The following is a 21608-nucleotide window of genomic DNA, read 5'->3' on the forward strand; positions in this document are numbered from 1 at the left end:
ATGTGGGCATACCGGCTGGTGGCCCCGTTCGTCTTCGAGAAGCTGTCCGTACCCGAACCGCAGGCGCCGGCGCCGGGTCAGGTGCTGCTGCGCTTCCTGGCCGCCGGGATCTGCGGCAGCGACATGCCCGGCTTTCGTGGTACGCAGGGTCGGCTGCCCGGCGATACCGGCGCCAGTACGGCGGGCATCGTGGGTTTCCCGATCCATGAGATCGTCGGAGAGGTTCTTGCCAGCCGCCATCCCGATCACCATCCGGGTGACCGGGTGGTCGGCTGGGCCTCGGGGTTCGACGGGCTGTCGGAACAGGTGATCACCGACGGCGACGGGGTGGCCGCCTACCGGCCTGCGCTGGAACCCCGGCACGCGGTCGGGCTGCAACCGCTGGCCTGTGTGCTGTACGCCTTCGAACAGCTACCTGACCTGGCCGGCCGCCGGGTCGCGGTGATCGGACAGGGCTCGATCGGCTTGCTGTTCGCCTTCGTCGCCAAAAGCCTTGGTGCTGAACATGTCACCGGCATCGACCCCATCGACCGGTCGGCGATCGCCCACCGGTTCGGGGTGGACACCGCGGTGCGGGCCACCAGCGACCGGTGGGTGCGGCACCGCAGCTCCGAGGACCGGCCTCATATCGTGATCGAAGCGGTCGGTCATCAGGTGGCCACGCTGGGGCACGCCGTCGAGGCAGTCGCGTTCGGAGGCACCGTGTTCTACTTCGGGGTGCCGGACGACGACTGGTACCCGATCAGCATGCGTACTCTGTTGCGTAACAACCTGACTCTCAAATCCGGCGTGACGCTGGACCGTCGGCGGGTACTGCGCCGCGCCGACGAATTCGCCGCCGCCCACCCCGACCTGCTCGACGCGTACGTCACACACACGTTCGGAACCGACGACGTACAAGCAGCTTTCGAGCAGGGGGCCCGACCCGACCCCGCACGGGTCAAGATCGTGATCGCGCAGTGAGCGCCAGCCGGCTGCAGCAGGCGCTGACCGCCAAACCACACGTGTGGGGCGGCTGGATCACCGGACCGTCGTTCTCGGGCCCGGAGGATTTCGCCCGGGCCGGTTACGATTACGTCGGGTTCGACACCCAGCACGGCTATCTCGACGATGCCGACGTCGCCGTGCTGCTGCGCCGGCTGGAGCCGGTGCCCATCGCCACCGCCGTGCGTCTGCCGTCAGCGGCACCGGCCCCGATCGGGCGCGTCCTCGACGCCGGTGCCGACGCGGTGATCATCGCCATGGTCGAGACTCCCGAACAAGCCGCCGCGGCAGTGGCGGCCACCCGGTACGCGCCCGCCGGTGTACGCAGCTTCGGTCCGCTGCGCGCCGGTCTCGGATCCGATACCGCCGCACTGCAAGACCGTGTCAGCGTGTTCGTCATGATCGAGACCGCGCGGGCGCTGGCCGTGGTCGACGAGATCTGTGCGGTCCCCGGGCTCACCGGTGTCTACGTGGGACCGGCAGACCTGGCGGTGTCCTCGGGGTTCTCCGCCGCCGGCGGCGGCGAAGTGGACGCCGCGATCGACCGCATCCAGCATGCCGCTGCCGAAGCCGGACTGGTGGCCGGGATCCATGCCGGGCACGGACAAGCGGGAAAACTGTTCAGCGAACGAGGTTTTCGGATGCTAACTCTCATGTCGGAAGGGCAGGCCCTGCGGCACGGCGCAGCCGAGCAGCTGCGGCTGGCCGGTATCGACGCCGCCGGGCACAGGTCGAAGGGATACCACTGAATGGGTCAACGAGTCGCGCTGGTCACCGGCGCCGCCCGCGGTCAGGGGGCTGCGATCGTGGCCCGCTTGCGCGCCGACGGGTATGCCGTCGCGGCGTGCGACGTGCGCACCGATGAGCTGGCCGCATCTGCTGCCGACGCCGTGCTGACGGTACCGCTGGACGTGACGTGCGAGCAGCAGTGGGCGCAGGCGGTCAGCGCCACGGTCCATCGGTTCGGTGGGCTGACCGCGCTGGTGAACAACGCCGGCATCCTGCACCGGGCGCCCCTGGGCACCGAGACCGTCGACGGATTCGAACGCAGCTGGCGGGTGAACTGCCTGGGCCCGTTCCTCGGAATGCGTGCCACGCTGGACGAACTGACCCGCGCCGAGGGCGCCGCTATCGTCAACACCTGCAGCACCGGCGCCCTCCGGCCGTTCCCGAATCACGCCGCCTACGGCTCGGCCAAATGGGCGCTGCGCGGTCTGACCCAGGTGGCGGCCGCCGAACTGGCCCCCGCAGGGATCCGGGTCAACGCCGTGTTCCCGGGGCCCATCGCCACCCCGATGCTCGACGAGACCACCCAGGCCCGCCTGGCCGCACGGGCCATGTCGGGCAGGCTGGGCTCGCCGATGGAGGTGGCCGACGCGGTGGCCTTCCTGCTGTCCGAGCAGGCGTCCTTCATCACCGGTTCCGAGCTCGTCGTCGACGGCGGCCAAACCCTCCAGATTGGTTGACAGATGGCCAGACAACTGTCCGTGGGGATCATCGGCGCAGGCCCCGGTGGTCTGGCGCTGGCCATCTTCCTGAGGAGAGCCGGGTTCACCGAGTTCACCGTCTTCGACCGGGAAGACGGGGTGGGCGGCACCTGGCGAATCAACACCTACCCGGGCCTGGCCTGCGATGTGAAATCGCATTTGTATTCCTACTCGTTCGCGCTCAACGGGCGGTGGTCGCGGCTGTGGTCCGGGCAGCCGGAGATCCTGGCGTACTTCGAGGAGTGTGCCCGGCGCTACCGGTTGGCGTCTCATCTGCGCCTCAACACCGAAATCGCGGCAGCACGGTGGGATCCCGGACAGCAGTGCTGGCGGCTGACCACCACCGACGGTGCCGAGCACACGTTCGACGTGGTGGTCTCGGCTGTCGGCCTGTTCACCCAGCCGGTGATGCCCGCGCTGGTGCAGGAGCAGCCGTTCGCCGGCACGGTGATGCACACCGCACGCTGGGACCACGACATCGAGCTCGCCGGCCGGCGGGTCGCGGTGCTGGGGACGGGATCGACTGCGGCACAGCTGCTTCCCGAGATCGCGAAGGTGGCCGACACGGTGTACTCGGTGCAGCGCTCGCCCACCTGGATCCTGCCGAAGCCGGACCGGGCCTACACCGAGCGCGAGAAGTGGGTCTTCGAGCATGTGCCGTTCGCCAAGAAGGTCTACCGCACCCGGCTGTGGTTGCGCAGCGAATCCAACATCTCCGTCATCGAGAACGGCAGTGACAAGACCCAGGAGTTCAGGGCCATCGCGTTGAAAGTGCTGGAAGCCACGATCTCCGACGATGAACTGCGCGCCCAGCTGACACCCGAGCACCCGTTGGGCTGCAAGAGGCTGGTGTTCGCCACGGATTACCTGCAGGCACTGGCGCGCCCCAACGTCCAGGTGATCTCCAGTGCGGCCCGCGCGTTGCGGTCACGCTCGCTGGTCACCGAGGACGGCCGTGAACTCGACGTCGACGCCGTGGTGTGCGCCACCGGGTACGCCGCGGCCGATTATCTGGGGCAGATCGAGGTCACCGGTGCGGACGGTACGACGTTGCGGGAGCGCTGGCGCGACGGGGCATACGCCTACCTCGGAATGGCCGTTCCCGGGGTGCCCAACTTCTTCATGCTGTACGGGCCCAACACCAATGTCGGCTCCAACAGCGTCATCTTCATGCTGGAGGCACAGGCGCATTACATCGTCCGGGCGCTGCGGTACATGCGCAGACACCGCAAGTCCTCCATCGTGGTGCGCCCCGAGGTGATGGCCGATTTCCTCGCCAAGATCGATACGTGGATGGAGGGCACCGTGTGGACGACACGGTGCAGCAACTACTTCCGTACCGCAGGCGGCCGCGTCGTCACCCAGTGGCCGCGCAGCGCCCGCGCCTTCTGGGCGATGACGCGCCGGTTCAAGCCGTCCGACTTCACCTTCGACGGGCCGCTCCGGTGAACCCGGCCGTGGACAGCAGCGTCGAAACCCGTCTCGACCCTGCGCTTCGGCACCTGCTGGACGCCAGGACCAACCTCGCGGGCGACGTGCTCGAGACCGTCCGGGCCGGGTTGAACCGACGCCGTGGGGAAACCGCCCGCACGGTTGACACCACCGGTGTGCAGATCACCGAGATACCCGTCGACACTGTGGCGGTCCGGCTGTACCGGGGTATCGGTGGCCGCGCCCCGGCGGTGATCTACTGCCACTCAGGGGCATTCGTGCTGGGCGATCTCAACACCGATCATCGGCAGTGTGTCGAGTTGGCCCGCCGCGGCGGTTGTGTGGTGATCTCGGTTGACTACCGGTTGGCACCCGAACACCCCTACCCGGCCGCACTCGACGATGCGCTGACGGTGTTGATGTGGGCGGTGGACAGGGCCGACGAGCTCGGTCTCGACCCGCACCGCGTGGCCGTGGCGGGTAGCAGCGCCGGGGGAGCGCTGGCCGCGACCCTGGCCCGATTGGCCGCTGCGGGGGCCGCACCCGATGTCGCCTTCCAGTTACTGCACCAGCCGGTTCTCGATGACAGGCCGTCACCGTCGAAACAGGAATTCACCACCACCCCGGGATTCGACGGCCCCGCCTGTGCGCAGATGTGGAGCTATTATGCTGCGGCGCAGGATGTCTGGGCCGCGGCGCCGGGACGCCACGACGACCTGACCGGGATGGCGCCTGCGTTGATCACCTGCTCGGAGCTCGATCCCCTCCGCGATGAGGCCATCGATTACGCCTTGCGGCTGATGTGGGCGGGGGTGGGCACCGAACTACGCGTGTTCCCCGGGACTGTTCACGGCTTCGATTCCCTGGCCCCGGAGTGGGCGGTGAGCCGGGAGTTGTTCGCGCAGCAGGGTTCTGCGCTGCGACGGGCGCTGCATGTGAGTTAGGCGAGCTCCCGCTGGATCGCGGCGTGATACTTGTCGATGTTCGCGGGGTTGACGATCCGGAAGAAGCCGTCGGGCATCGGTGCGTGTTTGGGAGCTTCGACGGTCATGGTCCTGGTAAACAGCGTGACCTCGGGTGCGGGGTGGGTGAAGTGGTACTGGACCGTGATCCGGCCCTCCATCCCGCCGTTGCCCTCCCGGTCGTGGCCCAGGCGGCCCACCGAGGTGAACATCCACAGCGTCGGGCGCACTGCCATCGCGAGATGCCACGTGAAGATGCGCTCGCCGTCCGGGCCGCCTTCCTCCCAGGTGTCACCCACCTTGAGGGGGAGTTCGTCGAGCTTGCCCACGTAGTTGCTGCCGGGGTAGGTCTTGGTCCAGTTCGCCGGATTGGTCACGAAGTCGTACACCGTCTCCGCCGGCTGGGTGAAAGCCGTCGCCGAACTGGTGGTCACGATGCCCACGAGGTGGCCTCTCTGATCGGATGTTGCGGTAGTTCGGCGGTCAGGTCCACGTGTGCCGCATCGAAGCTGAAATACCCGGCGATCGCGGAACTCTCGGGTAGCGGATCCGGGTAGCTCCACGCCACATCGTCGATGACGGTGCCGTCGACGACTGCGGACCAGTAGGCGGCCACACCCTTGTAGTTGCAGTAGCTGGTGGTGGTCGACGGCCGCAGCAGGTCGGTCCGCACGTGCGCGGGAGCAACATACAGTCGCGGGTCCAGCGATGTCTCGAACACCGTGACCGTGTCGGTGGTGTCCACCAGCGCCACGCCGTGGGCAGTGACCGTGAGCCGCCGGGTACCCGGCCGGCAGTCCACCCGGTGGTACGGATTGGGCGGATAGTGCACGAGGGTGCGGCCCTCCTCGATCCAGGTCTCAACCGCGTCCCACGGCACCGTGACGAACCCCGGAGCTTCGGGCAGCGGCGCAGCGGGCAGATGGGCCACCGCGTCGGCGCGGAACGCATATCCGAGGGGGTGGCCGCGTCGGTGCACGAGCAGCACCTGTTCGGTGTCCAGGACGGTCTGGCCACCGCGGATGGCCTGGACCCGGCGCGGATGAGGCTCCACGAACACGACGTCGGCGGTCAGTGCCGGGGTGAACCAGCCCGACGGGTCGGCGCTCAGTGGACCGCGACCGGCGACCAGGCTCATCGTGTCCTCCGTTCCCGTGAAACCGCTTTGGACCGATCTTTACAAATGAAGAAGATAATGTCACGCTCAGCTCATGTCGTGGAATACATCTGGGAGCGGAGTTCGATGACGGTCGGTGCCGCGGCCGCCGGTCAGCCATCCCGGCGTCCACGACGCCGGCCGGCGGTCAGTCGACCGGCGGCACGTCCACGTCTGGATGTGCTCGCGGGAACCGTCGACGACGTGGTGCACCGGGCCGGCGGCTGGTTGGCCGACCGGGCCCTCGCCGGCTGGGATGTCGAGGTGTTGGTGGCGGTGCCGGAGCTCGACGAGACTGCGGCACGGCCGTTGCGGATTCTCGGCGCGTCGGCATCGAGCTTGCGCCACGAGCCGTCTTCGAACCGCAGCACGCGTGCCGACGCGGTGGCTGTGGCCGCTGACCTGTTCACCATGGACGCCCGGATCAGAGATCGTGTGCTGCACGCCTACGACAGAGATCTTCTGGAAGTCACCGTCTGGGGCGAGGCCATTCCCACCGAATTGAGCGCCCGGTTCGCCAGCGTCGAGCATGTGCTCAGCTCGGCGGCGCAGGCGTTCAAGGCCCACGCCCTGCGCGCCGCCGCGCCTGTCGCGACGCACTCCGTCGGCGGCATCGAGCTGTTCTGCAGCGGCGCACTACGCGGTCTGGCCGACGACCTGATCCCTGCGGCGTCGGGCGGCTGAGCCCGGTGATGCGCTTCGCGTTCACCTACCCGATGCACACCCACCCCTACAACCCGGAGCTGGTCACGGGCGCCGGGATGGCCGGCGTCGCCGCTGCCGCGGAGTCCGCAGGCTTCCACGGTTTCGGGTTCACCGACCACCCGGCACCCACTCAGCGCTGGCTGGACGCGGGTGGGCATGATGCGCTGGACCCGTTCGTGGCAATGGCCTTCGCCGCCGCCCACACCACGGTGTTGCGGCTCATCCCCAATATCGTTGTGCTGCCCTACCGCAACCCGTTCATCGTGGCGAAAGCCGGTGCCACACTGGATCTGCTCTCTGGCGGCAGGTTCACCCTCGCCGTGGGCGCCGGCTACCTCAAGCGGGAGTTCGCCGCTCTCGGTGTCGATTACGACCAGCGGACCGCGCTGTTCGACGAAGCGCTGGCGGTGATCCGCCGCATCTGGACCGAGGACGACCTCTCCATTGTGGGTCAGCGATTTGCGGCCGGCGGTATCACCGCTCATCCGCGCCCGGCCAGTGAGCCTCATCCTCCGATCTGGATCGGCGGTAACACCGGCGCCGCGCGGCAGCGCGTCGCCGATCACGGTGACGGCTGGTGCCCGTTCCCCGCGCCGCCCGGCCTGGCCGCCACCGCGCGCACCGCGGCGCTGGACAGCGTGGAGCGGCTTTCGGCTGCGGCCGATGACCTGCGGCGCCGAATCGAGTCCGCAGGCAAAGACCCTGCGGCCGTGGACATCATGTTCACCAACCTCCGGGGCGGAGATCCTGGCGCGGACGACTTCAACGCCGCGGCCTATCTGGACGGAATTGCGGAGTTGGAGAAGCTCGGGGTGACCTGGCTCCAGGTGACGGTCCCCGGCGACAGCCGTGATCACCTGGTGGAGACGCTCGCGCGGTTCGGTGAAACCGTGATTGCGGTGCTGGGTTGACGGCCGGGTGTGACCATCACCGGGGCACCGCCAGGCCGCCGCGCAGCTGTGCGAAGCCGTTGCGTACCAACGACTCTGCTGACGGTGCATCCGGGGGAGCGGCGGCCAGGAAGTCCAGGATGGCCGCCATGACCGAACTCGCCGCGTGATACACCAGCCGCGGATAGAGATCGAGGTCCGGCTCTGTGCCGGTGCGACGGGCGATCTCGGACACCATCCTGGTGGTCATCGCGTCGTGGGCCACCAGCGAGCGGGCGATCAGCGGAGGGGTCTGACTCACCAGCCGTACCACGCTGACCGTCCGGTCGACGGCCTCGGCGGAGGTGAACAGTTCGAGCACCGCGGCGGCCAGGGAGTCCAGGACATGCTCGTCGGGATCCCGGGCGTCGAGGGTGTCGGCAACACGGCGGTGCACGTCTTCGAGTAGCGCCAGGATGGCGTCTTCCTTGCTGGAGAAGTAATTCCGGAACGTCCGACTGGAGACGTGCGCGCGTGCGGCGATGGCGTCGACGGTCACCGAGTCCAGCCCGTGTTCGGTGGCGAGGTCGAGCGCAGCCTTGCTCAACGCTGCCCGGGTCTCGGCCTTCTTCTGTTCACGTAGCCCCGTCTTCATCGCGCCGCCACTCATCGGGACACTGTATTCATACCGGTTCCCAATCTGGCAAGTTTGCAGGATTTGGCAAGTTCGGGCGCGTTTCAGATGAGCCGATCCGCCGAGCTTCGCGGCGACGTCGCGGTGCCGACGTTGCGTTCGACACCGTGGACCCGGAGTTCCGGTTCGGGCACGGGTTGCGTTACCGGTGATCACTAGACTCGCGGCCATGAGAGTTGGCCGATGAGTTATCCCGGCACACCCCCGCCGCCGCCGACGGAGACCCCCACCTGCTACCGCCATCCCGACCGGCAGACGTATGTCCGGTGCACCCGGTGCGGCCGCTTCATCTGTGGTGAGTGCATGCGGTCGGCGGCGGTCGGCCACCACTGCGTCGAGTGTGTCAACGAGGGCAACAAGAGCGTCCGCCAGCCGCGCGGTCAGTTCGGCGGGGTGCGACCCACCGGTGGCACACCGTTGGTCACCTACACGCTGATCGCCATCAATGTGCTGGCGTTCGTGGTGCAGATGGTGTCCCCGGATCTCGAACGGCAACTGGTGCTGTGGGCGCCGGCGGTCGCCGACGGCGAGTGGTACCGGCTCGTGACGTCAGCGTTCCTGCACTACGGCATCGTGCACATCCTGTTCAACATGCTGGTGCTGTACGTGATGGGCCCACAGCTGGAACAGACGTTCGGCAGACTGCGCTTCGGCACGCTGTACGGGATGAGCGCACTCGGCGGTTCAGTGCTGGTGTACCTGCTCTCGCCGCTGAACTCCGCCACCGCGGGCGCCTCGGGTGCGATCTACGGACTGTTCGGTGCGCTGTTCATCGTGGCCAAGCGCCAGAATCTGGATGTGCGGCCCATCGTCGCGCTGATCGGGCTCAATGTCGCGTTCACGTTGATCGTGCCGCTGGTCACCTCGCAGCACATCAGCTGGCAGGGCCACCTCGGTGGGTTGATCGCGGGCGCGCTGGTGGCAGCGGCGTTGGTGTACGCGCCGCGGCAGCGGCAGAGTCTGATCCAGGGCGGCCTCGTCCTGGCTCTGCTGGTGGTGTTCGTCGCACTGGTCTGGTGGCGCACCCAATCTCTGTTCGCGCAGTTCGGCCTCGCCTGACCCGTTCCTCTGCCTACGATGCGGTGGCGGGGGAGGTGTTGAGCATGGTGCCGAAGAAATGTTGATGTTGCGCAAGGTGCTCGGCTACCGCGTCAGTGTCGAGGCGCTGCTGGAGACGGGACTGTGGCTGGCCATCCCGTATCTGTTGATCGGTGTGGTGCTGACGTTCCTGGATCCGGTGCCCATGCAGGTGATGCAGAGCCAGCTCGAGTTCTATCTGCCTGCCGGGGCGAATCTGGTGGCGTTCGGTGAGTCGACGGTGCTGTGGCCGATCCTGCTGCTGGTGCCGTTCCTCTGCTGAGCCGCACCAGATCAGTTCCGGCGCAACACCACTGTCGCGATCGTTCCGGCGACCACGGTGAGCGCCAGCACGGTACCCGCCACCGCCGGCCAGCCGTGACTGTCGAAAGCCACACCGCCCAGCCAGCCAACGGCACTGGAGCCGCCGTAGTAGGCCAGGTTGTACAGCGAAGAGGCCTGCGCTTTTCCGGTCCCGGCCTCGGCGGCGGTCCACCCGGAGGCGACGGCGTGCGCGCCGAAGAAGCCGATGGTGGCGATCACCAGGCCCACCAGCACCACGAGGAGATGACTCGACAGCGTCATCGCGACACCGGCAGCCATCACCGCCACCGCGACCAGCAGCACCGGTTTGCGGCCGAACCGGGTGGCCTCCGCGCCGGCTCGTGAGCTGGCCCAGGTGCCGGCGAGGTAAGCCAGGAACACCAGGCTGACAAGATGCTGCGGCAGGTTGAACGGTGCTGCGGTGAGCCGGAATCCGAGGAAGTTGTAGAGGGCGACGAACCCGCCCATCAGCAGGAAGGCCTGTGCGAACAAGGCCAGTTGACGCGGCGAGCGCAGGTTGGTGGCCAGGCGCTGGACCAATCCGCGTCCGGCCGACGGCACGAACCCGCGCGGTTGGGGCGCCAGCGCGATGAAACCCACCGCGGCGAAGGCGCAGAGCACGGCGACGACGAAGACGCCCATCCGCCAGTGCACCGTCTCGGCCAACGGGCCGGCGACCACCCGGCCCAGCAGGCCGCCGATGGTGGTGCCCGCGACGTAGATACCCGCCGCGCGCGCGGAATGCCGTCGCTCGATCTCCTCGGTGAGATAGGCGATGGCCACCGCGGGAACCCCGCCGAGCGCGAGGCCCTCGAGCAACCGGCCGCCGAGGAGCAGCGGATAGGCCGGCGCGAGCGGCACCAACAGACCGAGGGCGGTGGCGGCCGAGACGGAGATGGACATGGCGCGCACCCGGCCCACTCGGTCGGCGACCATCGACCACGGAATCACCGAGATCGCGAGGCCGATGGTGGCCAGGGACACGGTGAGTGCGGCGTCCGCCGCCCCGATCCCGTACTGTTCGGCGACCTGGGGCAGCACCCCCTGTAGCGAATACAGCTGGGCGAAGGTGGCCACACCTGCGCAGAACAGCGCGGCCAGCAGCCGGCGATATTCGGTGGAGCCTTTCGGGTGCCCGGCCCACCCGGGGCGGTTCTGCGACTGGATCTCGACGGACACCCGGTCCACGCTAAGCAGCGGTCGGCAATGTGTCCAATGTATGAAAGTGATGAAGTTGATGCGTAAAAAGCATGATCAGTCGGGACGAGTCGCGCGGATGAAGGAGGCGAAGCGTTCGGCCGCAGGCGGGAGGTCGTGGTGGGCTGTCCACGCCAGCCCGACGTGTCGTTGTGCGCCGCGGTGAGACAGCGCGACGTACTCGCACATCGGCTCGCCCCGCCCGGGTCGGGGCTCGGGTACCACCGCCACCCCGAAGCCAGCCGCCACCAGGCCTTCGACCGCCGGAATCTCCATCGCCTCGAACACGATCCGCGGCGACACCCCGGCCTGGGCCAGCATCTCGTCGCTCAGTTGCCGGATGCCGAAGCCCACGGGCAGCGCGACCAGCGGTTCGGCGGCGATGTCGGTCAGCCGCACCGCGGTGCGGCCGGCGAAACGATGCCCACGTGGCACGGCCAGGCACAGTCGCTCGACATACAGTGCGTGCCATCCGAACCCGGGGCCCGAGGGACGCGGGGAGGTGATCGCGAGATCGGCCTGTCCGGTCCACAGCCGCTCCGAGATCTCGTGCGCCGCACCCTGGTGCAGATCGAACTCCACGTGCGGCACCTCGGTGCGGAAGCGGCGCAACAGTTCGGGCACATACCAACTGGCCACCGAGTGCAGGAACGCCAGCCGGACCGTTCCGGTGTCCGGGTCGCGCAGGGCGGTGATCCGCTCGACCGCGGCATCCATCTCGGCGGTGCACCGGCGGGCGTGCTCCAGCAGGATCCGCCCGTACCCGTTGAGGGTCAACCGGCGGTTGATGCGGTCGAACAGCGGGGCGCCCACCTGCTCTTCGAGGCGGGCCAGGGCCCGGGACAACGTGGGCTGGCTGATGCGTAACGCGGTGGCAGCCTCGGTGACGTGCTCGGTTTCGGCGAGCACCACGAACCACCGCAGCTCGTCCAGATTCACCGCTGGATGATAAAGCTCACCACGGGTCGTCGGAATCGAACCGGTTCTGCTTGTCGATCGCCGCCGGCGTCGGGCACACCGTGTAGCGCGCTTGGTTCCCGCCACCGCGCCGGGCATCGGCCATGCTCTGGCCGGCCAGCCCGACGAGCTCGTCCAGCAGTTCCTGCGGTGGGCAGTCGGACAGCACCCCCAGCGGTGTGCACACCACACCGATACTCGCAGTCAGTCGCGGCGGAGTGGTGGCCACAGCGCCGCGGATACGCTCGACCAGCGGTGAGGAATCCGTCGAGGAGAACGTGTCGGCCACCACGAACTCGGCGTCCCCGAACCGGCCGACGATGGCGTTGTTGCGGGTGGTCTCACGCAGGGTTTGTGCCACCGCCACGAGGGCGCGTTCACAGGCGATGGTGCCCTTGGTGCTCCGCAACAGACTGAAATTGTCCAGCGTCACCAGCAGGACCACCAGGTAGCGATCGTCGACGCGACCCCGCGCCGAGATCAGCGCCCCGGTGGCCCGGTAGAACGCCTCCCGGTTCAACAGGCCCGTCAGCCGGTCGATCTCGGTGGCCAGCACGTTGATGCCCAGCAAGTGCACCATCGCCTGACAGGCGGCCGGGACCGACATGGTGACCACCGAGATGAACACCCATGCGCACACCGCGAACACGGTGTCGGTGACGCCGGCGAGCCGCTGCGCCAGCACCACCGCGGTGGCCAAGGCGACCACGATGTTGAATGCGATGAAGCGCGGCGGGTGGAAGAACGCGACGTAGCCCCCGAGGGCGGCGAATGCGGTGCAGCCCAGCATGCCCGCCATCGGATGCGTCTGCACCAGACACGACGCCGCGACGCACAGGCTGCCGATCACCACGAACGCCGCCGAGACCGCCTTGGCCGGCCATCGGCGCCGCAGCCACACCGCGGCCATCACCACACAGGCCGTCGCCACCGCGATGGCCACGGCGCGGGGCACGACGCCCGCAGGCCCGGATGGGCTGAACAGCATCGCGATGTTCACGGCCCCGAGGCCGAGCAAGGTCACGGCCAACACCCGGCATGTGACGGCCTGTAGCCCCCGCGATGCCAGCAGCGATGTCAGCCAGTAGAAGTGATCGGGTTGGCGCCACCAGCGCCGTAGGGCCATCACCGGGTAGCCGCCTCCTCGCCTCGTGCGCGACCAGCCTCTGGACTCGATGTCCGAACGGTACCAAGGGATGCGTTTGGGGTCGAGACCTGCGCAAACGCGCTCGGAGTCAGCTCAGCTGCGCGCGAAGTTCGCGCTTGAGCACCTTGCCGTAGCTGTTTTTGGGGAGTCGTGCGACGAACTCATATCGCTTGGGACGCTTGAACCTCGCGATGCGCTGTAAGAGGTGCGCGTCGAGGGTGGCCTCGAGTGTGTTGTCGCCGGGTCCCTCCGGCACCGCAGCCACGATGAATGCGACCACGATTTCACCCCACTGCGGGTCCGGCGCACCGACCACACACGCCTCGGCGACGCCGGGGTGCTCCAGCAGCGCTTCCTCCACCTCGCGGGGGTAGATGTTGCTGCCACCGCTGATCACCACATCTTTCGAGCGGTCGCGCAACGTGAGAAATCCCCGGGAATCGAACGATCCGATATCGCCGGTATGCAACCAGCCCCGCCGCAGCGCGTCGGCGGTGGCGGCCGGGTTGTTCCAATACCCGGCCATGACGGCGTCCCCGCGGCAGGCGATCTCGCCGATCGCACCGACGGGCGCCGGGTGCCCGTCGGCGTCGAGGATCACCACGCGCATCCCGGACCGGGCGCACCCCACCGAGCCCAGGACGGTGTCGTCGGCGTCCGTGTGGCCGGCCGCCGAAAGCCCGGTGATGGTCATCGGCGACTCGCCCTGGCCGTAGATCTGAGCGAAGACCGGGCCGAACGCCGCCAGCGCCTTCTTGAGGCTGTCGACGTACATCGGTCCGCCGCCGTAGACGATGGTGCGCAGGTGGCGCGGACGCGCGCGCCCCGTCTCGACGAGGCGCTGGATCATCGTCGGCGCCAGGAACGCACTGGACCCAGGGTGGTGGTCGCACAGGTCCAGGAACTCGTCGGGATCGAACGCACCGGAGGCGGGTACCACCTGGCGGGCGCCGCGCAGGACATACGGCGTGATGTACAGCCCGGAACCGTGTGACATCGGCGCACCGTGGATCAGGCTGCAGTCCTCGTCCGGGGCGTCGATATCGGCCAGGTGCGCCACCGTCATGGCGGTCAGGTTGCGGTGCGAGAGCATCGCGCCTTTGGATCTACCGGTGGTGCCGCTGGTGTAGAACAGCCAGGCCAGGGTCGCCGGGTCGGTCTCGGGTACCTCCGCGGGTTCGGCCGACAGCCGGTCCAGGTAGGCGGCGGAGCCGAGAATGTCGACCCCGATGTCGGTCAGCGGTTCCAGTGCGGCGCCGATCTTCGGCGACGCGAACACCGCGACAGCGCCGGAGTCCTCGAGGATCTGCTGCATCTCCCGCGGGTGCAGCTTGAAATTGATGGGCACCGCAACACATTCCGCGGCCCAGATCGCGAAGAACAGCTCGACGATCTCCGGGCGGTTCTCGCTGGCGATCGCGATGCGCGCACCTGCCGGGACGCGCAATGACCCGGCCAGCCGCAGCGCCCGGTCGCGCAACTCGGTCCAGGTGCTCAGGCAGGTCTCGCCGCGATAGACCGCGCCCCGGTCGCCGAACCGTGCGGCGGCCTGGTCGAGCATCTGGAACAGGTTCACCGCGGCACCCAGTCGGAGTTCAACGCGAAATCGGACAGGTACTTCGTGGAGCTCCAGCCGCCGTCGACGACGATGGTCTGACCGTTGATGAAACCCCCACCCGGAGAACACAGGAACGCGACCGTGCTGGCGATGTCCTCGACGCGGCCCAGCCGCTGGTGCGGTGTCATCTCCGTGTTGATCTTGCGGAAGCGCTCATCGGTGAGGCGGTGTTCGACCATCGGCGTGACCGTGACACCGGGCGCCACGGCGTTACAGCGGATTCCTTCGGGTCCGTACTGGCAGGCGATGTGAGTGGTCAGTGCCGTCAGGCCGCCTTTGGCCGCGGAGTAGGCGCCGCCCCGAAGCCCACCGACCACCGCGAAGGTCGACGTCACGTTGATGATCGCCGACCCGGCGCGCATGTGTGGAAGCACTTCGCGCGCCATCCGGAACGGGGCGCGCAGCATCAGGCCGAGGAAGTAGTCGAGGTCGTCGTCGGTGGTCTCGTGCAACGGTTTGGGGCTGCCCACCCCGGCGTTGTTGATCAGGAAATCGATGCGACCCCATCGCCCGACGGCGGCATCGACGATGCGGGCGGGGGCGTCGTCGTCGGTCAGGTCAACCGCGACGGTGGCGATCCGCTCGCTGTCCCCGACCGCGTTCTCCAGTTCGGCCAGTCGCCCGGCGTCGCGGCCCGTGCCCAGCACCGCGTACCCGGCGTCGGCCAGTGTGGTCGCACAGCCGAAGCCGATCCCGCTGCTGGCGCCGGTGACGATGGCCACCTGTGTCATGACGTGAGTACCTCTCGGATCCGGTGTTTGAGTACCTTGCCGGCGTCGTTCTTGGGCAGTGAGTCCCACACCACCACCTGCTCGGGAGCTTTGAAGGTTGCGAGTCCGGAGTCGCGCAGGACCATCCGCAGCTCGTCGACACCGGGCGCGGCCGCGGTACCCGGAACGATGACGGCGCACGCCCGTTCTCCGGTCCGCGGGTCGGGGATCCCCACCACGGCGACTTCGGCGATGCCGGGGTGTCCGGCCAGCATGTCCTCGATCTCTTTGGGGGAGATGTTCTCTCCGTTCCGGATGATGATGTCCTTGGCGCGGCCGGTGACCACCAGGTGGTCCTCGTCGACCCAGCGCCCCAGGTCGCCGGTGCGGAAAAAGCCGTCGCCGGTGAAGGATTCGCGAGCGTCCTCCGGGCGCAGGTAGCCGGTGAGCATCTGCGGCCCGCGCGCCTCGATCTCACCGGAGCCGCCCAGCCGGACCTCGGCGATTCCCACCCGGCCGTCGGTGTCGGCGCCATGGTCGGTGTCCAGTGAGCCCACCGTCGTCACGGGCACCTCCGTGGAGCCGTACACCCGGGTCACCCTGGCGCGCTCGAAGTAGGCCGCCGCGCGGCGGATCAATGCCGGCGGCACCGAGGCGCCACCGCAGATGAAGACCTCGAGGTCCGGGAGACGGGTGTGCGCGGTTTCGGCGGCGCGGAGCAGTTGGTCGAGGAAGGGAGTGGCGCCGGCCATGTGCGTGCAGCGCTCCCGGGTCATCAGTTGCACGGCAGCCCCGGGATCCCAGCGGTCCATCAACACCGCGGTGGTCCCCAGGAGCAGCGGGCATTCGAAGGCGTAGATCGAGCCGCCGATGTGGGCGATGGGGGAGGGCACCAGGAAGCGGTCACCGGGTTTGATCTGCCAGTGCCGGCGTAGCTGACAGATCAGGGCATGGATCGAATTATGGCTGTGCAGAACACCTTTGGGTCGACCGGTGGTGCCGGAGGTGTAGAGGACCATCCTCACGGCGTCAGGGTCCAGCGCCACCGGTGTCGCCTGGGGCGGGGTGTCGAGCAAGGCCGCGAACGGGGTGTGCGTGTGGTGGTTTCCGCGGACCACCACCACCTCGGGCGGGCTCGCCAGCCCGGAGGTCACCCGGCCCGCCATCGCCGCGTAGTCGTGGCCCCGGAACTCCTCGGGCACCACGAGCATCCGGGCTCCGGAGTCCTCGAGGATGAAGGCGAGCTCCCGGTCGCGCAGCGACGGCAGGATCGGATTGACCACCATTCCGGCCAGGGTGGCGCCCAGGTAGACGACGGCGGCTTCGTACCAGTTCGGCAACATGAACGACACCACGCTGCCGACGGGCATTCTGGTTGACATCGCCTGTGCCACAGCGGATGCCTGCCGGTACAGGTCCGCGCTGGTGAGCCTCTGCTCACCGTCGATCAGCAGTTCGCGTTCCGGGGATCGTGCGGCGGCCTCGCGCAGGTCATCGGCCAGTGTGCGGTGCACCCACAGACCGGCGGCATAGGCGGCCTCTTTCACCTGTGGGGCCTCATCCTCGTACCCGGCGCATGGTCATCGAGTGCCGGTATCGCGACGCGGGGTGGGTGTTGATGGTGACCTGTGCGATCTCGCCGTCGGAGGTGGTGTAGGTGCGACACACCTCCATGGCCGCCGATCCCACGCCGACCTTGAGTTCGACGGCCACGTCGGCGGGCATCAGGACCGCCGAGATCTCCTGGTGGACTTCGATGATGGTGCGGCCGAACATGTCCTCGATCAGCGGGAAGATGGGGCCGTTGTGGCGTTGCAGCATCCGGCCGACCGCGGCGAAGGCGCGGTTGATGTAGTACTCGGTGCGGCACACCGGAAACGATGCGCCCTCGGCCCGACGGAATCCGCGGACCGCGAGCCAACTGTCGCCGGGGGTGAGTCCGGTGCGTGCGGCCAGTTCGTCGTCGATGTCGACCATGCGGTTGGACTCGATGACGAACAGGGCGCCACTGGCGAAGGCCAGCAGATCGTTGATCGACATCACGTCCTGGGCATAGGAACCGGTCGAGGCGCGTGGCACCACCAGCGTGCCCGTCCTGGGCCGCGACGACACCAGGTTGTCGTCGCGGAGTCGGCGAAGCGCTTCGCGGACGGTATATCGGCTCACCGAAAAGCGTTCACACAAAGCGTGTTCGGTGGGTAGCTGTGAACCGACGGGATAGACGCCCTCGACGATCTCCTGCCGCAGGGTCCGGGCCACTTGCAGGTAGCGGGGATCGTCGGCGCGCAGTTCGGTCACTGCCTGACCCGCCGTAACTCGATGACCGAACCTTCACCGTCGGCGGACACGAACAGCGCTCCGTCCGGTCCGGCGGCGATACCGGCGAACGGGCCCTGCGGTCCCGAGAACGGCGGCATGCCCAGCAGTGGTTTCGGCACCACCCCCGGTGGCGGCCCGATCGGCAGGTCGGCGGCGATGGTGTGACGCTCTCCGCTGCTCAACTCGGCGGCGATCACCGCTTTGGCTCCGGCGTCGACGATGTAGAGGGTGTCGCCGCGCAGCAGCAGGCCCTGCGGGCGCTGCAGGCCGTCGACCACGGTCTCACGTTGTGCACCAACGATTTTGCGCACCCGTCCGGCACCGGATTCGGCCACCAGCACCGCACCGTCGGCGGTCACCGCCACACCCACGGGATCGACCAGTCCGGTGGCCAGGACGTGTGGACCGTCGGGGTGCACGGCCAGGACGCGGCCGGTGCCGAACTCGGCCACGACGGGGGTGCCGTCGGGGGTCAGCGCGAGACCGTAGAGCTGGTCGAAACCGTCTGCCAGGAACTCGCTCTCGTTCTTCGCGGGCCAGTAGCGGGCGACCTGGCCGCCCGAGGTGGTGACCACGAGTTCACCAAGTCCGGCAACCGCCAGGCCGCGCACGAAGCCCGGATAGCCCGGGGAGAACAGCATTCCGGCGGTCTCGGGAGGGCTGCCCGGTCGTAGCACGTACAGGTATGTCCCGTCGGCCACGTACAGCTCACCATCGGTACCGGCCGCCAGGTCCATCGGCCAGTTGAGCCCGCCGGGCAACACGGTCCGGGTACCGGAATGGTCCAGGATCTCGGTGATCTCACCGGTGAAGTTCGACACGAACAGCCGGCCGTCCACGAACGTGAGGTTGTCCAAACCCGGTGTCAGTTGCGCCAATACGGTGCGGTGACCGCTGCGTGGGTCGATACGCAGCACCTGTCCGCTGTGTACCTGTGTCGAGACGATGTTCCCGTCGCTGTCGAACTTGACGGCATCCGGTACGCCCAGATCGGCGGCCACCCGCTCGGGCTGGCTGTGCCGGCCGGCGCCGGGATCGATCCGCCATATCTCGTTGGCGCCCATCACCGGGAAGTACAGCAGGCCGTCGGGGCCGAACTCCATGGCGTTCGGTGACGGTACGTTGTCCAGCAGGACCCGCGGTGCGCCGCCGGCCAGGTCCAGTTCCATCAGGCGGCCGCCCTCGCGGCATTCGCCGACGAACAGCCGGCCCTGATACACGGTGATGCCATTGGCGGAGGGGATGTCGTCGCGCAGTACCCGTGTGCGGCCGCGTTCGAGCACGCTGACCCGGCCGTCCATCACCTCGGTGGCGATCAGCGTCCCGTCGTCGGCGAACGCCACGTCGTCAGGGGCGGTGATCTCCCCGCCCTTGGCGCTCACGGTGTCCAGTTGGCCGGTGTTGACGTCGAGGGCGCTGATCTGGCTGCCCGTCACCTGGGCGATGTAGACGCGCCCGTCGGGACCCGTGCGCAGGCCGTTGGCGCCGAACAGCCGACTCGGCGGCGTCATGCGCCGGCACGCCCACCCGTCCGCGAGGCGGTAGGTGGCGGCGTGCGCGTATCGAGAGGGAGGGCCGTCGTCCATCGGTCGGACAATAGCAACGGTATTTCGTCCAGACAACAGCCAAGGTTTCACGTGAATCATTGCTTGACGTGCGCCCGAACATAGGAGAATGATGCTCTCCAAATGGAAGCATCATACATTCTGGTCCGGACAAATAGGCCGAGTGGGGCCCGTCATGACGGCTGATCCCTTCGGGCTGACCGGACGCGTGGTGGTGGTCTCCGGCGCGGCGGGCGGCGGGATCGGCACCTCGGTGACCGCTCTGGTGGCCGAAGCGGGCGCCACCGTGGTGGCGGTCAGTCGGTCCAAGGAGAAGCTGGACCAGCACCTCGGACCGCTGATCGACAAGGGCTTGCCGATCGTGCCGGTGGCCGCCGACGCCTCCACCGACGAGGGCATAGGGACCGCACTGGCGGCCGCCGGTGAGGCCGACGGCGAACTGTACGGACTGGTCAATGTGGCAGGCGGCGCGGCTCCGGCCACGTGGATGCCGTCCACCCGGGTGAGCCGGACCGAGTGGCGGGAGCTGTTCACCCAGAACCTGGAGACGATGTTCTTCATGAGCCAGGCGGTGGCCGCGGAGGTACGCGCCGCCGGGCGGCCGGGATCGATCGTGTCCGTCTCCTCCATCAGCGGAATGAACACCGCCCCGTTCCACATCGCTTACGGCACCGCCAAGGCCGCCGTCGTCGCGGCCACCAGGACCATGGCCGCCGAGCTGGCGCAGTCCGGGATCCGGGTCAACGCGGTGGCCCCCGGCGTCACGGAGACACCGGCGTCGGGCACCTATGTCGACGACGACCCCGACCGCGACCGCCGGGCCATCGCGATGGGCCGCCGCGGCACCCCCGCCGAACAGGCGGGCGCCATCCTGTTCCTGCTGTCCGAGCTGTCCAGCTACATCACCGGGCAGACCCTCCTCGTGGATGGCGGGCTGAACCTGCGCTGGACCCACGTCGGCGCCGACAACACCTCGCTGTTCCTGAAAGACGAGAACTTTCGTGCCGCCATCACCCGCTGGGAGGAAGCGTGACCGATACCGACCTGAACATCGAGACGGTGGAAGAGCTCTCGACGCCGATGACCATCGGCGTCGAGGCCTACATCTCACCCGAGTACGCCCGCGCGGAACGGGACAAGTTGTGGCGCAAGGTCTGGCAGCAGGTGGGCCGGGTCGAGGAGCTCCCCGAGGTGGGCAGCTATCTCACCTACGACATCCTGGACGACTCGATCATCGTGGTGCGCACGGGCCCACAAGAGTTCCGGGCGCATCACAACGTCTGCATGCACCGTGGCCGTCGCCTCGTCGACACCCCGCCGGGAGAGAAGAACGCCCTCGGCAGGGCCCGTAAATCCTTTGTCTGCGGGTTCCACGGCTGGACCTACGGTCTGGACGGCGCCTGCACCCACATCCGGGAACAGGACGACTGGCAGGGCACCCTGACACCGCGCAACACCCACCTGGCTCCCGTACAGGTGGACACCTGGGGTGGCTGGCTGTTCATCAACATGGACCCTGACTGTGAACCGTTGGCGGACTATCTTTTTCCCGCGGCGAAGATCCTGGACCCGTTCGGGTTGGAGAACATGCGCTTCAAATGGCGCAAGTGGCTGCACTTCGACTGCAACTGGAAGGTCGCTCTCGAAGCGTTCAACGAGACCTATCACGTCTTCACCACCCACCCGGAGTTCAACCGGTTCGGGGAGTTCAAGGGCTGGGCCAAAGCGCAAGGCAAACACAGCAATATCGGTTATGACGCGCCGAAGGGGCTGGACGAGACCAAGTCCAAGATCCGGCTCGGCACCGGCGACCCGCGTATCTCCACCGCCGAGATGCAGGTCTACACCATGGAGGAGACCAACGCCACCACCACCGAGACGTTGGTCAACGCCGCCAAACGACTGGTGGACGAACTGCCCGAGGGCACGCCGGCCGACAAGGTGCTCGAACACTGGCTGACCTCGGCGCGCCGCGACGACGCCGCACGTGGGGTGATCTGGCCGGTCATCCCGCCCGACATCCTGGGCCAGAGCGGCACCGCCTGGCAGGTGTTCCCGAACTTCCAGGTGGGCCAGGGGCTGACCAGCGCCCTGTGCTACAGCGCGCGACCCGACCCGAGTTATGACCCCGACAAGTGCATCTTCGAGGCGGCATGTCTGGAGCTGTATCCGAAAGGCCAAGAGCCGCAGACGGCGTGGGAGCACACCCCGAAGGACTCGCCGAACTGGTTGTCGGTGCTACCTCAGGACTTCTCGAACATGGCCGCGGTGCAGCGGGGGATGAAGTCGGCCGGGTTCCCCGGCACGCTGCCCAACCCGTACCGCGAGCGCAGCACCGTCAACCTGCACTATCAGCTGTCGAAGTACATGGGCACCGGAGCCCCTGCAGAGCTCAAGGAGTAGGCA

General features: G+C 68.0%; 22 protein-coding genes. 11 read left to right on the top strand and 11 right to left on the bottom strand.

The genetic code is table 11. The features are described from left to right. Genes AC3A6P_RS07855 through AC3A6P_RS07875 form a run of 5 tightly spaced genes read left to right on the top strand, consistent with a single transcriptional unit; the run spans window position 1 to window position 4846 of the window. Entirely contained in the window at window positions 1-963 is a 963-nt protein-coding gene (locus AC3A6P_RS07855; RefSeq protein ID WP_487690463.1) for a zinc-binding dehydrogenase, read from the top strand. After that, complete coding sequence (locus AC3A6P_RS07860) at window positions 960-1733, top strand: HpcH/HpaI aldolase family protein (protein WP_487690466.1); 774 nt, start codon at window positions 960-962, stop codon at window positions 1731-1733. The genes AC3A6P_RS07855 and AC3A6P_RS07860 overlap by 4 nt, the downstream gene beginning before the upstream one ends. After that, window positions 1734-2450, top strand: a complete 717-nt coding sequence (locus tag AC3A6P_RS07865; protein WP_487690468.1) for an SDR family NAD(P)-dependent oxidoreductase — start codon at window positions 1734-1736, stop codon at window positions 2448-2450. Between the two features lie 3 nt (window positions 2451-2453). Then, complete coding sequence (locus tag AC3A6P_RS07870) at window positions 2454-3920, top strand: flavin-containing monooxygenase (protein ID WP_487690470.1); 1467 nt, start codon at window positions 2454-2456, stop codon at window positions 3918-3920. An 8-nt stretch (window positions 3921-3928) separates the two neighbouring features. Further along, window positions 3929-4846 (top strand): alpha/beta hydrolase, encoded by a 918-nt coding sequence (locus AC3A6P_RS07875; RefSeq protein WP_487690471.1) that lies wholly within the window; start codon window positions 3929-3931, stop codon window positions 4844-4846. Here the strand turns inward: AC3A6P_RS07875 and AC3A6P_RS07880 are convergent. Both AC3A6P_RS07880 and AC3A6P_RS07885 read right to left on the bottom strand, forming a co-directional pair. Beyond that, the gene (locus AC3A6P_RS07880) at window positions 4843-5307 is read right to left on the bottom strand and encodes an SRPBCC family protein (RefSeq protein ID WP_487690473.1); all 465 of its coding nucleotides are present in this window, start codon (window positions 5305-5307) and stop codon (window positions 4843-4845) included. The two genes, AC3A6P_RS07875 and AC3A6P_RS07880, sit on opposite strands and share 4 nt — an antisense overlap. Beyond that, window positions 5295-6002, bottom strand: a complete 708-nt coding sequence (locus AC3A6P_RS07885; RefSeq protein WP_487690475.1) for a DUF427 domain-containing protein — start codon at window positions 6000-6002, stop codon at window positions 5295-5297. The genes AC3A6P_RS07880 and AC3A6P_RS07885 overlap by 13 nt, the downstream gene beginning before the upstream one ends. Before the next feature lie 57 nt (window positions 6003-6059). On the opposite strand from AC3A6P_RS07885, the gene AC3A6P_RS07890 reads away from it, so the two are divergent. Continuing rightward, a complete protein-coding gene (locus AC3A6P_RS07890) occupies window positions 6060-6704 on the top strand; it encodes a hypothetical protein (RefSeq protein ID WP_487690476.1) in 645 nt (214 codons plus the stop codon). Window positions 6705-6712: 8 nt separating this feature from the next. Further along, a complete protein-coding gene (locus AC3A6P_RS07895; protein WP_487690478.1) occupies window positions 6713-7636 on the top strand; it encodes an LLM class F420-dependent oxidoreductase in 924 nt (307 codons plus the stop codon). A 16-nt stretch (window positions 7637-7652) separates the two neighbouring features. Here the strand turns inward: AC3A6P_RS07895 and AC3A6P_RS07900 are convergent, their stop codons facing one another. After that, entirely contained in the window at window positions 7653-8264 is a 612-nt protein-coding gene (locus AC3A6P_RS07900) for a TetR/AcrR family transcriptional regulator (RefSeq protein ID WP_487690479.1), read from the bottom strand. A gap of 207 nt (window positions 8265-8471) precedes the next feature. Here AC3A6P_RS07900 and AC3A6P_RS07905 point away from each other — a divergent pair, with 207 nt between their 5' ends. Further along, window positions 8472-9347, top strand: coding sequence for a rhomboid family intramembrane serine protease (locus AC3A6P_RS07905; RefSeq protein WP_487690480.1), 876 nt, complete (start codon window positions 8472-8474; stop codon window positions 9345-9347). Window positions 9348-9405: 58 nt separating this feature from the next. Further along, the gene (locus tag AC3A6P_RS07910) at window positions 9406-9648 is read left to right on the top strand and encodes a hypothetical protein (RefSeq protein WP_487690481.1); all 243 of its coding nucleotides are present in this window, start codon (window positions 9406-9408) and stop codon (window positions 9646-9648) included. Between the two features lie 11 nt (window positions 9649-9659). Here AC3A6P_RS07910 and AC3A6P_RS07915 read toward each other — a convergent pair whose 3' ends face one another. The 8 genes from AC3A6P_RS07915 to AC3A6P_RS07950 form a co-directional block, all read right to left on the bottom strand. After that, window positions 9660-10868: an MFS transporter gene (locus AC3A6P_RS07915; protein WP_487690483.1), complete on the bottom strand. Its 1209-nt coding sequence runs from the start codon at window positions 10866-10868 to the stop codon at window positions 9660-9662. A gap of 75 nt (window positions 10869-10943) precedes the next feature. Then, the gene (locus AC3A6P_RS07920) at window positions 10944-11825 is read right to left on the bottom strand and encodes a LysR family transcriptional regulator (protein WP_487690485.1); all 882 of its coding nucleotides are present in this window, start codon (window positions 11823-11825) and stop codon (window positions 10944-10946) included. A gap of 16 nt (window positions 11826-11841) precedes the next feature. Further along, window positions 11842-12969 (bottom strand): GGDEF domain-containing protein, encoded by a 1128-nt coding sequence (locus AC3A6P_RS07925; protein ID WP_487690626.1) that lies wholly within the window; start codon window positions 12967-12969, stop codon window positions 11842-11844. A 109-nt stretch (window positions 12970-13078) separates the two neighbouring features. Then, a complete protein-coding gene (locus AC3A6P_RS07930; RefSeq protein ID WP_487690487.1) occupies window positions 13079-14566 on the bottom strand; it encodes an AMP-binding protein in 1488 nt (495 codons plus the stop codon). Continuing rightward, the gene (locus tag AC3A6P_RS07935) at window positions 14563-15339 is read right to left on the bottom strand and encodes an SDR family NAD(P)-dependent oxidoreductase (RefSeq protein ID WP_487690488.1); all 777 of its coding nucleotides are present in this window, start codon (window positions 15337-15339) and stop codon (window positions 14563-14565) included. Before AC3A6P_RS07935 ends, AC3A6P_RS07930 begins: the two co-directional genes overlap by 4 nt. After that, entirely contained in the window at window positions 15336-16865 is a 1530-nt protein-coding gene (locus AC3A6P_RS07940; RefSeq protein ID WP_487690490.1) for an AMP-binding protein, read from the bottom strand. The genes AC3A6P_RS07935 and AC3A6P_RS07940 overlap by 4 nt, the downstream gene beginning before the upstream one ends. Before the next feature lie 10 nt (window positions 16866-16875). Continuing rightward, window positions 16876-17616, bottom strand: a complete 741-nt coding sequence (locus AC3A6P_RS07945; protein ID WP_487690492.1) for a GntR family transcriptional regulator — start codon at window positions 17614-17616, stop codon at window positions 16876-16878. Continuing rightward, window positions 17613-19223 (bottom strand): SMP-30/gluconolactonase/LRE family protein, encoded by a 1611-nt coding sequence (locus tag AC3A6P_RS07950; protein WP_487690493.1) that lies wholly within the window; start codon window positions 19221-19223, stop codon window positions 17613-17615. Before AC3A6P_RS07950 ends, AC3A6P_RS07945 begins: the two co-directional genes overlap by 4 nt. A 154-nt stretch (window positions 19224-19377) precedes the next feature. Between AC3A6P_RS07950 and AC3A6P_RS07955 the strand changes: the two genes are divergently transcribed. Together AC3A6P_RS07955 and AC3A6P_RS07960 are read left to right on the top strand one after the other, a co-directional pair. After that, on the top strand, window positions 19378-20235 hold the full coding sequence (locus AC3A6P_RS07955) for an SDR family NAD(P)-dependent oxidoreductase (RefSeq protein ID WP_487690495.1): 858 nt from the start codon (window positions 19378-19380) through the stop codon (window positions 20233-20235). A 47-nt stretch (window positions 20236-20282) separates the two neighbouring features. After that, entirely contained in the window at window positions 20283-21605 is a 1323-nt protein-coding gene (locus tag AC3A6P_RS07960; protein ID WP_487690627.1) for an aromatic ring-hydroxylating oxygenase subunit alpha, read from the top strand. The last annotated feature ends 3 nt before the right edge of the window (window positions 21606-21608 follow it).

It is taken from the genome of Mycobacterium sp. Soil_C_30 (genome assembly GCF_057656995.1).

Bases quoted from the DNA above. Each gene is read 5' to 3' on its own strand.
- AC3A6P_RS07870 (WP_487690470.1), top strand. From the start codon at position 2,454: ATGGCCAGACAACTGTCCGTGGGGATCATCGGCGCAGGCCCCGGTGGT.
- AC3A6P_RS07910 (WP_487690481.1), top strand. From the start codon at position 9,406: ATGTTGATGTTGCGCAAGGTGCTCGGCTACCGCGTCAGTGTCGAGGCG.
- AC3A6P_RS07895 (WP_487690478.1), top strand. From the start codon at position 6,713: ATGCGCTTCGCGTTCACCTACCCGATGCACACCCACCCCTACAACCCG.
- AC3A6P_RS07960 (WP_487690627.1), top strand. From the start codon at position 20,283: ATGACCATCGGCGTCGAGGCCTACATCTCACCCGAGTACGCCCGCGCG.
- AC3A6P_RS07955 (WP_487690495.1), top strand. From the start codon at position 19,378: ATGACGGCTGATCCCTTCGGGCTGACCGGACGCGTGGTGGTGGTCTCC.
- AC3A6P_RS07950 (WP_487690493.1), bottom strand. From the start codon at position 19,223: ATGGACGACGGCCCTCCCTCTCGATACGCGCACGCCGCCACCTACCGC.
- AC3A6P_RS07865 (WP_487690468.1), top strand. From the start codon at position 1,734: ATGGGTCAACGAGTCGCGCTGGTCACCGGCGCCGCCCGCGGTCAGGGG.
- AC3A6P_RS07925 (WP_487690626.1), bottom strand. From the start codon at position 12,969: ATGGCCCTACGGCGCTGGTGGCGCCAACCCGATCACTTCTACTGGCTG.
- AC3A6P_RS07900 (WP_487690479.1), bottom strand. From the start codon at position 8,264: ATGAGTGGCGGCGCGATGAAGACGGGGCTACGTGAACAGAAGAAGGCC.
- AC3A6P_RS07935 (WP_487690488.1), bottom strand. From the start codon at position 15,339: ATGACACAGGTGGCCATCGTCACCGGCGCCAGCAGCGGGATCGGCTTC.
- AC3A6P_RS07905 (WP_487690480.1), top strand. From the start codon at position 8,472: ATGAGTTATCCCGGCACACCCCCGCCGCCGCCGACGGAGACCCCCACC.
- AC3A6P_RS07885 (WP_487690475.1), bottom strand. From the start codon at position 6,002: ATGAGCCTGGTCGCCGGTCGCGGTCCACTGAGCGCCGACCCGTCGGGC.
- AC3A6P_RS07890 (WP_487690476.1), top strand. From the start codon at position 6,060: ATGTCACGCTCAGCTCATGTCGTGGAATACATCTGGGAGCGGAGTTCG.
- AC3A6P_RS07855 (WP_487690463.1), top strand. From the start codon at position 1: ATGTGGGCATACCGGCTGGTGGCCCCGTTCGTCTTCGAGAAGCTGTCC.